The organism is Microbacterium resistens NBRC 103078 (assembly GCF_001552355.1).
GTDB classification, from domain to species: Bacteria; Actinomycetota; Actinomycetes; order Actinomycetales; family Microbacteriaceae; genus Microbacterium; species Microbacterium resistens.
Map to the genome: position 1 here is coordinate 18,840 of NZ_BCRA01000020.1, position 12,860 is coordinate 31,699.

Annotated in this window: 11 protein-coding genes and 1 pseudogene; 10 read left to right on the plus strand and 2 right to left on the minus strand. The window is 71.7% G+C overall.

Annotated features, from left to right (window positions below):
- The first annotated feature begins 132 nt into the window (after positions 1-132).
- Genes MR1_RS04405 through MR1_RS04425 form a run of 5 tightly spaced genes read left to right on the plus strand, consistent with a single transcriptional unit; the run spans position 133 to position 4,009 of the window.
- On the plus strand, positions 133-348 hold the full coding sequence (locus MR1_RS04405; RefSeq protein WP_067243469.1) for a response regulator: 216 nt from the start codon (positions 133-135) through the stop codon (positions 346-348).
- On the plus strand, positions 341-955 hold the full coding sequence (locus MR1_RS04410; protein ID WP_067243470.1) for a CYTH domain-containing protein: 615 nt from the start codon (positions 341-343) through the stop codon (positions 953-955). The genes MR1_RS04405 and MR1_RS04410 overlap by 8 nt, the downstream gene beginning before the upstream one ends.
- A gap of 55 nt (positions 956-1,010) precedes the next feature.
- Positions 1,011-2,174, plus strand: coding sequence for a type III polyketide synthase (locus tag MR1_RS04415; RefSeq protein ID WP_169797650.1), 1,164 nt, complete (start codon positions 1,011-1,013; stop codon positions 2,172-2,174).
- Positions 2,164-2,886 carry a methyltransferase domain-containing protein gene (locus MR1_RS04420; protein ID WP_067243471.1) on the plus strand — a complete coding sequence of 241 codons (723 nt, stop codon included), beginning with the start codon at positions 2,164-2,166 and terminating at the stop codon, positions 2,884-2,886. Before MR1_RS04415 ends, MR1_RS04420 begins: the two co-directional genes overlap by 11 nt.
- Positions 2,876-4,009: an FAD-dependent oxidoreductase gene (locus MR1_RS04425; protein WP_067243472.1), complete on the plus strand. Its 1,134-nt coding sequence runs from the start codon at positions 2,876-2,878 to the stop codon at positions 4,007-4,009. The genes MR1_RS04420 and MR1_RS04425 overlap by 11 nt, the downstream gene beginning before the upstream one ends.
- Positions 4,010-4,121: 112 nt before the next feature.
- Here the strand turns inward: MR1_RS04425 and lpdA are convergent, their stop codons facing one another.
- Positions 4,122-5,519, minus strand: coding sequence for a dihydrolipoyl dehydrogenase (gene lpdA, locus MR1_RS04430; RefSeq protein WP_067243473.1), 1,398 nt, complete (start codon positions 5,517-5,519; stop codon positions 4,122-4,124).
- 92 nt (positions 5,520-5,611) lie between these two features.
- Here lpdA and MR1_RS04435 point away from each other — a divergent pair, with 92 nt between their 5' ends.
- The 3 genes from MR1_RS04435 to MR1_RS04445 all read left to right on the plus strand — a co-directional run bounded on the left by MR1_RS04435 (position 5,612) and on the right by MR1_RS04445 (position 7,428).
- A complete protein-coding gene (locus tag MR1_RS04435) occupies positions 5,612-6,094 on the plus strand; it encodes an FHA domain-containing protein (protein ID WP_084344371.1) in 483 nt (160 codons plus the stop codon).
- A complete protein-coding gene (ftsR, locus tag MR1_RS04440; protein WP_067243474.1) occupies positions 6,094-6,780 on the plus strand; it encodes a transcriptional regulator FtsR in 687 nt (228 codons plus the stop codon). The genes MR1_RS04435 and ftsR overlap by 1 nt, the downstream gene beginning before the upstream one ends.
- Positions 6,781-6,882: 102 nt before the next feature.
- Complete coding sequence (locus tag MR1_RS04445) at positions 6,883-7,428, plus strand: MerR family transcriptional regulator (RefSeq protein WP_067243478.1); 546 nt, start codon at positions 6,883-6,885, stop codon at positions 7,426-7,428.
- A 77-nt stretch (positions 7,429-7,505) separates the two neighbouring features.
- On the opposite strand, the gene MR1_RS04450 is transcribed toward MR1_RS04445, so the two are convergent.
- Complete coding sequence (locus MR1_RS04450) at positions 7,506-8,315, minus strand: ParA family protein (protein WP_067243479.1); 810 nt, start codon at positions 8,313-8,315, stop codon at positions 7,506-7,508.
- Positions 8,316-8,407: 92 nt separating this feature from the next.
- Here MR1_RS04450 and MR1_RS04455 point away from each other — a divergent pair, with 92 nt between their 5' ends.
- Complete coding sequence (locus MR1_RS04455; protein ID WP_067243475.1) at positions 8,408-11,815, plus strand: pyruvate carboxylase; 3,408 nt, start codon at positions 8,408-8,410, stop codon at positions 11,813-11,815.
- A 49-nt stretch (positions 11,816-11,864) separates the two neighbouring features.
- Positions 11,865-12,860, plus strand: a pseudogene (locus MR1_RS04460) (hypothetical protein); the annotation flags it as partial.

The window sequence follows — 12,860 nt, forward strand, 5'->3', positions numbered from 1 at the left end:
CCGCGGTGAACGTCGGTCGTGAGGGGGACTTCGACCTACGGCGCTCGCCCAGTGCGGTCGCCGGCGAGCCGAAACGCGCGGATCCGTCCAGAGGAGGTCATACATGTCGAGGAGGAGGGCTATGGTGAGCAGATGGCACTCGCACGACTCCACGGCGGCCCGCTCGACGGGCAGATCCTCCCGCTCGACGACGTCGAACGGGATGCGTTGATCGTCCCCTACAGCGAGACGCAGATCATCTACCGGCGCGGTTCCGAGCCGACCCACACCGGCCAGGGCGACGGCCCCACCGAGGTCGGCTTCTGGTACACCGAGTCCGAGGGCGACATCTCGCCCGGCGATGACTGAGCCGCAGCGCACGGTCGAGGTCGAGCGGACCTACGACGTCGACGCGGACACGCCCCTGCCGGACTGGTCCGGGGTGCCCGGTGTCCTCGAGGTGGGCGCCGGTGAGCGCCGGGCCCTGGATGCGCGCTACCTGGACACGGCCGACGCCGCCCTCGCGCGGGCCGGAGTCGCCGTGCGCCGCCGGACCGGCGGCCCCGACGAGGGATGGCATGTCAAGGGTCCCCGCGACGGCGACGCGCGGATCGAGCTCGGCTGGCCGCTCGGCGAGAACGAGGAGCCGCCGTCCGCGGTCCGCGAGGCGCTGACCCGGTGGACGTCCGAGCCCCTTCTGCCCTTCGCCCGGATCGAGAACAGCCGGACCGCCTACCAGCTCCGTGGCGCGGAGGGCGTGGTGGCCGAGTTCGTCGACGATCGCGTCCGCGCGACGGACGTCCGCGGCGGCGTCGAGCGCTCCTGGCGTGAGTGGGAGGTCGAGCTGGGACCGGCCGGCCCGACGGACCCGGCCGCGCGCACGGCCTTCTTCGCCGCCGTCGAGCGCGCCGTGCATGCGGCGGGCGGACGAGCGGCGTCCTCGGATTCGAAGCTCGCACGCGCGTTGGGCCACTGAGCCCGGTTCCGCAACCCCCCTGTCGCGGCCCCCGCGGGCGTGCTTGAGTGTCCCCATGAGCCGCCCCGCCGTGCTGCGTTCCCTGCGGACGATCGTGCCGCACACGATCCTGAAGCAAGAGGAGGTCCGGGACGTCTTCGCCGCCCAACCCGACGTGAGCCGACTCGCGAAGCGAATCGTGACGGCGTCGTTCGACGGGTCCGGGATCGAGACCCGGCACACCGTGCTCGACGAGCTGTCGACGGAGAGCGGAGAGCCGACGCCGCTCTTCTACGACCGGGCGTCGGGCGCGCTCCTGTCGCCGGGGACGATGGTTCGCAACGACATCTACGCGCGCGAGGCGCGCGTGCTCTTCGTCGCGGCCGCGCAGGCCGCGCTGGATGCGGACCCGGACATTGAGGCGGGGGACGTGACGCACGTGGTCACCGTGTCCTGCACCGGGTTCCACGCACCCGGCCCGGACTACGAGATCGTCCGGGCCCTGGGACTGGGGGATCACGTCCAGCGCTATCACCTCGGGTTCATGGGCTGCTATGCATCCATTCCGGCGCTGCGCGCGGCGGCCCAGTTCTGTGCGGCGGACCCGGAGGCGGTCGTGCTCGTGGTCAGCGTCGAGCTGTGCACCCTGCATCTGCGCTCCTCGTCGGATCCCGATACGATCGTCGCCTCGTCGCTGTTCGCCGACGGTGCGGCGGCGGGCATCGTGACCGCGCGCCCCTCGGAGGCCGGTCTGGCGGGGTTCCGGGTGGACGGATTCCATACCGCCCTGGTCCCGGAAGGCAAGAAGGACATGGCCTGGACGATCGGGGACACCGGGTTCGAGATGGTCCTCTCCACCGCCGTCCCGCAGCTCATCGGCGAGAACATCGAAGCGGCGCTGCGCCCGCTGTGGGCGAGGGACGCGGCAGTGGCCGAGGCCGCGGAACGAGATGGACTCGGGACAGCGGTCACGCACTGGGCGATCCATCCGGGCGGGCGCAGCATCCTGGACCGGGTGCAGGAGCGGATGCGTCTGAGCGACCGCCAGCTCGGGCCCGCGAGGGAGACCCTCCGGCGCTACGGGAACATGTCCAGCGCGACCGTGCTGTTCGTCCTCCGTCGCATCCTGGAGGAGGAGGGCGCGCGAGACGGAGAGCGGACGATGGCGATGGCCTTCGGGCCGGGGCTGACGGCCGAGAGCGCCCTGTTCACGGTGGTCGCCGGCGCGCATGGGGCCTGACCTGTCCCGGCGTGCGATCGACGTGCGGGAGCGGATGGACGACCCGCACGCCGATCCGCGGGCTCTGGAGCGCACGTACGCGCTGTTCCCGCTCGTGAACGCCGTCGTGTCCGGGTGGCGGGGGCTCCATCGCCGCGAGATCCGGCCCCGCGCACGACGGGGGCCGGTCCGTATCCTCGACGTCGGGTCCGGGGGCGGCGACCGGTGCCGCGCGATCGCGGCGCGCTTGCGTCGGGAGGGACTCGCAGCCGTCGTCACGGCTCTCGACCCGGACAGCCGGGCCACGGCCTGGGCGTCCGCGCACGACGACGGCGCCGGCGTGCAGTACCGCTGCGGCACGACCCGCGATCTCGTGCGGGAGGGGGACGCCTACGACGTGGTGCTGTCGAATCACCTCCTGCACCACCTCTCGACCGACGAGGTGCAGGATCTCCTCAACGACTCCCGACACCTGATCCGCGGCGGCGGCGTGGCGCTCCACCATGACATCGCCCGCAGTCGGGCCGCGTACGCGCTGTTCGCCGCAGCGACGCGTCCTCTGGAGGGCGGCGTCCTGTCGGGATCGTTCATCCGGGAGGACGGGCTTCTGAGCATCCGACGCTCCTACACGGCGGCCGAGCTGCGGGCGGTGGTCCCTCCCGGGTGGCACGTGCGGCGACGCCTCCCCGCCCGCCTGGAGCTGCGCACGGAGGCGGGACCCCGTGACCCATGACGTGATCGTCGTCGGGGCCGGGCCGGTGGGGCTTCTCCTGGCCCGGCTGCTCGCGCGCGACGGGGCGGACGTGCTCGTGTGCGAGCGCAGGCGCGGACCCGACGCCCGTTCCCGCGCGATCGGGATCCATCCTCCCGGCCTCGCCGCGTTGGACGCGGCGGGGTGCGGAGACGCCGTGCGGGCCGAGGCGCTCGCATTGGACCGGGGCGAGGTGCACTCGCGCGGGCGGGTGCTCGCCGCGGTGTCGTTCGGCGGGCACCGGTCCGTGCTGACCCTGGCCCAGGAGCGCACCGACGCGGTGCTGCGCGATGGTCTGGCGTCGAGCGGCGTCGGGCTGCGCGAGGGGTGCGAAGTGACCGCGGTGGCGGACACCGGCGCCGACGTCCGCGTGCAGCTGACCGATGCGGCGGGGGAGCGAGAGGAGTCCGCGGCGTTCCTGGTGGCCGCGGACGGCGTCCGCAGCGCCATCAGGGACGCGATGGGGACGAGGTGGCGACCACGGCGGGGCCGGGCCTGGTACGCGATGGTCGATGTGGCGGATCCGGCGCCGGGCCGCGTGGCGCGGCTGCACTGCGAGCCCGGAGGGCTCGTCGAGTCCTTCCCGCTTCCTGGCGACCGTCGCCGCTGGGTCCTCCGCAGCCGCGGGGATCGGCCGGAGCTCACGGCCGCGTCGTTCCGGGACGAGATCGCGCGCCGCCTCGGTGCGGCCCCGGCGATCCCGGAGGACGCCCGCCCCGCGGTGTTCCTGGCGGCTCAGCATCGCGCCGATCCGCTGTGGTCCGGTCGGATCGTCCTCCTGGGCGACGCCGCGCACGAGACGAGCCCGATCGGAGGGCAGGGGATGAACCTGGGCTGGGCCGACGCTCGCGCGCTCGCCCCCGTGCTTCTCGCCGCGCGGAGGCGCGGAACGGGGGACGCACGCCCGGCCGAGGGGCTCCGGGAGTACGCCCGGGCCCGTCAGCGGTCTGCGGTCCGGGCGCAGCGCCGCGCTGCGTTCTACATGGCCATGGGACGCCCGGTCTCCGGGATCGCCGTCCCCGCGCGGGAGACGCTTCTCCGGGTGCTCGGCTCGCCGCCGCTGCGTGAGCGGACGGCGGACCTCGTCACCATGCGCGGCGCCTGACCGATCCCTCGCTCGACGCGAAACCCCCCTCCACCGACGAGACCCCCTCTCCGCCGCGCGTCCCAGAGGGGGTTTCGGCGGGGAGAGGGGGTCTCGAGTACCTGGCGGGAGCTCAGAGGTTGATCATGTGCCCGGCGAGGCCGTGGAACGCCTCCTGCAGCGCCTCCGACAGCGTCGGGTGCGTGTGCACGTTGCGGGCCGCCTCGAGCGCGGTCAGGTCCCACTTCTGGGCCAGGGTCAGCTCGGGCAGGAGCTCGGAGACGTCCGGCCCGATGAGGTGGCCGCCGATGAGCTCGAGGTGCTCGGCGTCGGCGATCAGCTTGACGAAGCCGACGGGCTCGCCGAGGCCGTTGGCCTTGCCGTTCGCGCTGAACGGGAACTTCGCGACCTTGATCTCGCGGCCTTCGGCCTTCGCCTGCTCCTCGGTGAGGCCGAAGCTGGCGACCTGGGGCTGGCAGAAGGTGGCGCGGGGCATCATGCGGTAGTCGCCGAGCGTCATGGTCTCGGCCTTGCCGATGGTCTCGGCGGCGACGACGGCCTGGGCCTCGGCCACGTGGGCCAGCTGCAGCTTCGCGGTCACGTCGCCGATGGCGTAGATGCCCTCGACGTTGGTGCGCATGTGGTCGTCGATGTCGATCGCCCCGCGCTCGGTCAGCTTCACGCCGGTGTTCTCCAGGCCGTAGCCCTCCACCCGCGGCGCGAACCCGACGGACATGAGCACCTTGCCGGCGGTGATCTCGCCGGGCTGGCCGTCGCGCGTCTCGTAGGTGACGTGCACCGAGGAGCCGTTGTCGGTGACGGTCTTCACCGCGGTCGAGGTGAGGATCTCGATGCCCAGCTTCTTGTACTGCTTCTGGATCTCCTTGGAGACCTCGGCGTCCTCGTTGGGGAGGGCGCGGTCGAGGAACTCGATGATCGTGACCTTCACGCCGTAGTTCGCCAGCACGTAGCCGAACTCCATGCCGATGGCGCCGGCGCCGACGATGACGATCGACTCGGGCAGGTCGCGCGTGAGGATCTGCTCCTCGAAGGTGACGACGTTGTCGCTGAGCTGGACGCCGGGCAGCAGGCGGACCGTCGAGCCGGTCGCGATGATGACGTTGTCGAACGTGACCTCTTCGGTCGTGCCGTCCGCCTTGGCGACCGAGATCGCCTTCGGGCCGGTGAAGGTGCCGCGTCCCTCGTACTCGGTGACCTTGTTCTTCTTCATCAGGAAGTGGATGCCCTTGACGTGCGTCTCCGCCACCTTCCGGCTGCGGTCGAACGCGGCGCCGAAGTCGAAGTGCACATCGCCGGAGATGCCGAAGAACTCGGCCTTGTGCGTGAAGGTGTGCGCAATCTCCGCGTTCTTCAGGAGCGACTTCGAGGGGATGCAGCCGACGTTGAGGCAGACACCGCCCCAGTACTTCTCCTCGATGATGGCGGTGGACAGTCCGAGCTGAGCGCTGCGGACGGCGGCGACGTAGCCGCCAGGGCCCGCGCCGAGGATGACGACATCGTAATGTGGCATGGCTCCAGCCTATCGCGGTGTCCCTCGCGCGGATCCGCCTCCCGCAGCGCCCTTCGCATCCGATAGTCTGGGGAGCCAGAGGGAGGACGATCGTGTCACAGAACGAGATCCCGGACGGCGCATCCGCCATCCGACGCGGTGCCGACGGACAGAACGACACCACGCAGACGTTCGGGCACGATTCCGATCTCTCCTTCGTGCCCTTCGCCGCCGAGCTGACCGAGGTCGAGCAGTCCGCGATCGCCGCGCTCCCTTCGGGGTCGGCGCTGCTGCTGGTCCGCTCGGGAGCCCTCGCCGGCGCCCGCTACCTCCTCGACACCGACGTGACGACGATCGGCCGTCACCCCGAGGCGGACATCTTCTTCGACGACGTCACGGTCTCGCGCCGTCACGCGGAGGTCATCCGCACGGGCACGGCGTTCGAGATCGTCGACCAGCGCTCCCTCAACGGGACCTATGTCAACGGGGAACGGGTCGATCGCAGCCCGCTCGGGAACGGCTTCGAGCTGCGCGTCGGCAAGTTCCGTCTGAACTTCTTCCTCTCGCCCGTCGACGTCGCGGTGGCGAACGACTGATGGCGTCGTCGTCCGCCCGTGAGCGCTCCGCGCCCACGGGCCTGCTGAGCATTGGTCAGGTGCTCGCACGGCTCGCCCCCGAGTTCCCCAAGCTGACCGCCAGCAAGCTGCGCTACCTCGAGAGCGAGGGCATCGTGTCCCCGGCCCGCACGGAGTCGGGCTACCGGAAGTTCTCGCCGTCGGATCTGGAGCGGCTGCGGCTGGCGCTCACGCTGCAGCGCGACCGCTACCTGCCGCTGGACGTCATCCGTGAGCACCTCGATGCGATGGACGCAGGCGGTGCGGCCTCCGGCGCCGAGCTGCCGGTCTCGATCGTGGCGAGTCCGCGCCGCTATCGCCGTGAGGAGCTCCTCGCGGCGACCGGCGCGTCGTCGCAGCTCCTCAATGACGCCATCTCCGGCGGCATGATCGCGCCGGCCGACACGTTCCCCGAGAACGCGGTGGCGCTGCTGCGAGCGCTCGTCGCCCTGGACCGCCACGGAATCGAGCCGCGTCATCTCCGGCCTCTCCGTCAGAGCGCGGAACGCGACGTCGCTCTCGTGCAGTCCGCGCTGACGACGCTGCTGCGCCGCACGGACGCCGCCTCGCGCGGAAAAGCGGGGGAGATCGCCCCCGAGTTGGCGGCCAGACTCGACGACGTCCGCACGATCCTCGTCAAGGACGCGCTGGCGCGGTTGCTGTCGTAACGAACTGGTTGCGACACACCTTCGCGCTGCGCCGGATGTCATTGTCCGGGGTCGGGCACTGCTCTAGCGTGGAGGTATCGACTTCTTGAGGAGGGGATGGGCATGAGCGCCGACGAGCGTCGTGACGATCCGTCATTCGGGGACGAGCTCCTCTTCACCGACGGTCTTCCCGCCATGGACGACGAGGTGGGCTACCGCGGCGCCGTCGCCGCGCGGGCGGCGGGGATCACCTACCGCCAGCTGGACTACTGGGCGCGCACGGAGCTCGTCGTCCCCACGGTCCGCAGCGCGAGCGGGTCCGGCTCGCAGCGCCTGTACGGCTTCCGGGACATCCTGGTGCTCAAGCTCGTGAAGAGCCTGCTGGACACCGGGATCTCGCTGCAGCAGATCCGCACGGCGGTGGAGCAGCTGCGCGCCGCGGGCATCCGCAACCTCTCCGGCACCACGCTCATGAGCGACGGTGCCTCGGTGTATCTCTGCACCTCGAACGACGAGGTGATCGACCTCGTCAGCCGCGGGCAGGGCGTCTTCGGCATCGCCGTCGGCAAGGTGCTGCGCGAGGTCGAGTCCACACTCGTGGCCTTCGATCCGGCGGTTCCCGATGCGGTCGACGAGCTCGCCGCGCGCCGCGCGCGCCGTACGGCCTGACCTCGGTCCTACTCCCGACGAGAAGAGCCGGTCCCGCGGGACCGGCTCTTCTGTGTTCCTGGCGGCGTTCGCGCCGGTCAGGGGCGCGTCGTCTCGGGCACGGGGATCCGGCCCGTACGGATGATGCGGTCCAGCAGCGTGTCGAAGTCCGCGGCGAGCTCCTGCGCCGAGTCGCCGGGCCAGATGTGCAGCGGCTTGGCCGCGCCCTGCGCCTGCTGCAGCGAGGTGCGCTCGGGAAGCTGGGGGCTGAGCACGAGGGGGCCGAACATGTCGCGCAGCTCCTTGATGCGGAACTGGTGCTCGATGGACTGCGGACGCACGCGGTTCACGACGATGCCCAGCGGCTGCAGCCGGGGGGAGAGCCCTCGCCGGATCTCCTCGATCGCGCGCAGGGCGCGGTCCGCGGCGGCCACCGAGAACAGACCCGGCTCGGTGACGACCATGACCCGGTCGCTCGCGGCCCAGGCGGTGCGGGTCAGCGCGTTCAGCGACGGGGCGCAGTCGATGAGCACGAGGTCGTAGTCGGCCTCGACGGACGCGAGGGCCTCCTCGAGCTTCCACACGTCGCGCACGCTCGGGTGCGGACCGTCGTAGTTGATCGCCGAGGGGCTCCCGATGAGGACGTCGATGGTCCCCGGGTGCACCTTCGCCCATCCGCTGGACGTGATCGCCTGGCGGACGACCTTCTCCTTGGGGTTGGCCAGGACGTCGGCGATGTTGAGCCGGCCGGCGACCTGGATGTCCATCCCGGTGGACACGTCGGACTGCGGGTCGAGGTCGACGACGAGGGTGCGGATGCCGCGGGCGAAGGCCGCCGAGGCGAGTCCGAGGGTCACCGTCGTCTTGCCGACGCCTCCCTTGAGAGAGCTGACGCTGAGTACGTGCACGGAGACCACGTTACCGTCCCCTAGGCTGGGGAAACACTCAGCCCCGCCCATGCGCGCGCTTTCCGCGCGCGCATCGAGCACACGAGGTGCGCATGTTCCAGAAGATCCTTGTGGCCAATCGCGGTGAGATCGCGATCCGGGCCTTCCGAGCGGCATTCGAAGCGGGGGCGCGCACGGTCGCGGTGTTCCCGCACGAGGACCGCGGATCCCTCCACCGGCTGAAGGCCGACGAGGCGTATGAGATCGGGGAGCGCGGGCACCCGGTCCGTGCCTACCTCGACGTGGACGAGATCATCCGCGTGGCCGTGGAGAGCGGAGCGGACGCGATCTACCCCGGCTACGGGTTCCTGTCGGAGAACCCCGATCTCGCGGCGAAGGCCGCGGACAACGGCATCGTGTTCATCGGCCCGCCCGCCGCCGTCCTGGAGATGGCGGGGAACAAGGTCGAGGCGAAGCGGCACGCGATCGAGGCCGGGGTTCCGGTGCTGCGCTCGACCGAGGCGTCGGACGACGTCGAGGCCCTCGTGGCGCAGGCCGAGGGGATCGGCTTCCCGCTGTTCGCGAAGGCGGTCGCGGGCGGGGGCGGGCGCGGCATGCGGCGCGTCGAGACCATGGGGGAGCTGGCACCGGCCCTGGCCGAGGCGATGCGCGAGGCCGAGAGCGCCTTCGGAGACCCGCGGATGTTCCTGGAGCAGGCCGTCGTGCGCCCTCGCCACATCGAGGTGCAGGTGCTGGCGGACAAGACCGGTGAGACCGTCCATCTGTTCGAGCGGGACTGCTCGGTGCAGCGACGCCATCAGAAGGTCGTCGAGATCGCTCCGGCGCCGAACCTCGACGACGAGACCCGCTCCGCCCTGCACGGCTACGCGGTCGCCTTCGCCCGCTCGATCGGATACGAGAACGCGGGGACCGTGGAGTTCCTGCTGGAGACCGCCGGCGACCGGGCGGGCGAGGTCGTCTTCATCGAGATGAACCCGCGCATCCAGGTCGAGCACACCGTCACGGAGGAGATCACCGACGTCGACCTCGTGCAGACCCAGCTCCGCATCGCCGCGGGGGAGACCCTCGCCGACCTCGGGCTGCGACAGGACGAGATCCGCCAGCGCGGCGCCGCGCTGCAGTGCCGCATCACGACGGAGGACCCCACGCAGGGGTTCCGCCCCGACACGGGCAAGATCACGACCTACCGTTCGCCCGGCGGCGCGGGGATCCGTCTCGACGGCGGCACGGTGCACCAGGGCGCGCAGATCAGCCCGCACTTCGACTCCATGCTCTCCAAGCTGACCTGCCGGGGCCGGGACTTCCCCGCCGCCGTGGCCCGGGCACGCCGCGCGCTGGCCGAGTTCCGCATCCGCGGCGTGTCGACCAACATCCCGTTCCTGCAGGCGCTCCTGGACGACCCCTCGTTCGTCGCGGGGGACATCAGCACCTCTTTCATCGACGAGCGCCCGGAGCTGCTGCAGGGCCGGGTGTCGAAGGACCGCGGCACCAAGATCCTCAACTGGCTCGTCGACGTCACCGTCAACAAGCCGAACGGCGAGCACCCCGGTCACGCGGACCCGCGCCTGAAGCTCCCCGAGATCGATCTGGCGGCCGAACCTGCGCCGGGATCGCGCCAGCGTCTGCTCGAGCTCGGCCCGGAAGGGTTCGCCCGGGCGCTGCGTGCGCAGAGCGGCGTGGCGGTCACGGACACGACCTTCCGCGACGCGCACCAGTCGCTGCTCGCGACGCGGGTGCGCACGCGCGACCTCGTCGCGGCGGCGCCCTACCTGGCACGGCTGACGCCGGAGCTGCTGTCGGTCGAGGCGTGGGGCGGGGCGACGTACGACGTGGCGCTGCGCTTCCTCGGCGAGGACCCGTGGGAGCGTCTGGACAAGCTCCGCGCGGCGCTGCCGAACGTGGCGATCCAGATGCTGCTGCGCGGCCGCAACACCGTCGGGTACACCCCCTACCCGACGGCTGTGACCGAGGCGTTCGTCCAGGAGGCCGCGGCATCGGGGATCGACGTGTTCCGCATCTTCGACGCGCTCAACGACGTCTCCCAGATGCGGCCCGCGATCGACGCCGTCCGTGCCACCGGGACCACGGTCGCCGAGGTCGCCCTCTGCTACACCGGCGATCTGATGGACCCCGCCGAGAGCCTCTACACGCTGGACTACTACCTGCGCCTCGCGGACGACATCGTCGAGGCCGGCGCCCACGTGCTCGCGATCAAGGACATGGCGGGACTCCTGCGGCCGGCGGCGGCTGCGCGCCTGGTCTCCGCGCTGCGCGACCGCTTCGAGCTGCCGGTGCACCTGCACACGCACGACACCCCTGGTGGCCAGCTCGCGACGCTCCTGGCCGCCAGCGCGGCCGGCGTCGACGCCGTGGACGCCGCGTCCGCTCCGCTGTCCGGCACGACCAGTCAGCCCTCGCTGTCCGCCCTCGTCGCCGCGCTCGCGCACACGGAGCGGGACACGGGACTGTCGCTCGCGGCCGTGTCGGATCTGGAGCCGTACTGGGAGGCGGTCCGGCACCAGTACGCCCCGTTCGAGGCGGGCCTGCCCGGCCCGACCGGGCGCGTGTATCACCACGAGATCCCCGGCGGCCAGCTCTCCAATCTGCGTCAGCAGGCCAAGGCGCTCGGGCTCGAGAACGACTTCGAGCTGATCGAGGACATGTACGCGGCGGCCGATGCGATCCTCGGCCGCGTCCCGAAGGTGACGCCGTCGTCCAAGGTCGTGGGCGATCTGGCACTGCATCTCGCGGCGGTGCGCGCGGACCCGGCGGACTTCGCCGCCAACCCGGAGCGCTACGACGTGCCCGACTCGGTCGTCGGCTTCATGGCCGGCGAGCTCGGTGACCTGCCGGGCGGGTGGCCCGAGCCCTTCCGCACGAAGGTCCTCGCCGGTCGCACCGTGCCGGTCGGCATCACCGACATCTCGGACGAGGACGCGGCGGCGCTGGGCGCGGACGCCACGACCCGGCGCCAGACGCTCAACCGGCTGCTCTTCCCCGCGCCGACCCGTGACCTCGCCCAGGTGCGGGAGCTGTTCGGCGACCTGTCCGTCCTGGACACCGCGGACTACCTGTACGGCCTGGTCCCCGGCCAGGAGCATCTCGTCGAGATCGACAAGGGCGTGCAGCTCTACGTCGGCCTGGAGGCGATCGGCGAAGCGGACGAGAAGGGGATGCGCACCGTCATGACGACGCTCAACGGGCAGCTGCGCCCCGTGTTCGTCCGGGACCGGTCGATCGTCGTGGACGCGCACGAGGTCGAGAAGGCGGACACGTCGGTCCCCGGGCAGGTGGCGGCCCCGTTCTCCGGCGTGGTCACCGTCAAGTGCGAGACTGGGGCGACCGTGCGGGCGGGGGAGCCCGTCGCCTCCATCGAGGCCATGAAGATGGAGGCGGCCATCACCGCCCCCGTCGAGGGCGTCGTGGAGCGGATCGCGATCGCGCAGACCCAGCAGGTGGAGGCGGGCGACCTTTTGGTCGTCATCCGACCCGCGCACTAACCTTGTGCGGGCGACACGCTCGCACAAGACTTTCCGGGGAGCACCTACCATGACCACAGATCGCAGAACGCCGAAGAAGGATGACGAGGACGACGTCCTCGGCGTCCTCGACGACGCGGGCGCGGTCGACACGACCGCCATCGGGATCCTGGGCGTCACCGCCCAGGTCCCGGTGAACCTTCCGGTGGACGAGGACGACGACCTCGCCGACGACGACGTCGTCGACGACGACCCGTACGTCGAGCTCCTGATCGAGGAGGACCCGGCGGCCCTGGTGCCCGAGCCGGGCGCCATCGGACGCATCCACGAGGACTCCGACATCGCAGACATCGTGATCGAGCTCCCCGCCGAGGCGGTGCCGGTCGTGGAGACGGCCGACGAGGCGGAGGACGCCACGGCCGAGGTCGAGGAGGTCGTCGAGGGCGAGGCCCTGGCGGAGGAGGAGCCCGCGCACGGCGCCCCGACCGACGAGGAGCCCGCGGACGAGGTCGTGGCGGAGGAGGAGACCCCGGCGAACGAGGACTCCGAGAGCGAGGTCCTGGCCGTAGAGGGGCCTGAGGACGAGGTCGCCGCGGTCGAGCCCATCGCGGACGACACGCAGGGGGAGTCGGTCGCACCGGCTGGAGCCGACGACGCCGAGGACGATGCCGAGGCAGAGCCGCTCGCCGACCTCGAGGCGGACGCCGTGGACGAGGCGGACGTGAGGGCGGAGGAGGACGCCGCCGACGCCGACGCCGACGCGGCGACGCCCCAGGACGCGGAGGCGGATCCGGAACCGGTCGAGGATCCGGAAAGCGCCGCCGAGGAGTCCGCCCTCCTGGCCGCGGCGACGGATGCGCATCCGGACGCCCCGGCCCCACTCGCGGCGCCGGAGGAGACGGTGGACGTCGAGGCCGAGGCCGAGCCGGAGACCGTCGTCGCCGAGACGGACGAGCCGGACGCCGAGGCCGAGGTGGACGTCGAGGCCGCGCCCGAGTCCGACACCGCGCCCGCGTCCGAGCCCGTCGCGGAGCCCGAGGCGATCGCGGAACCGGTCGAGGCGGAG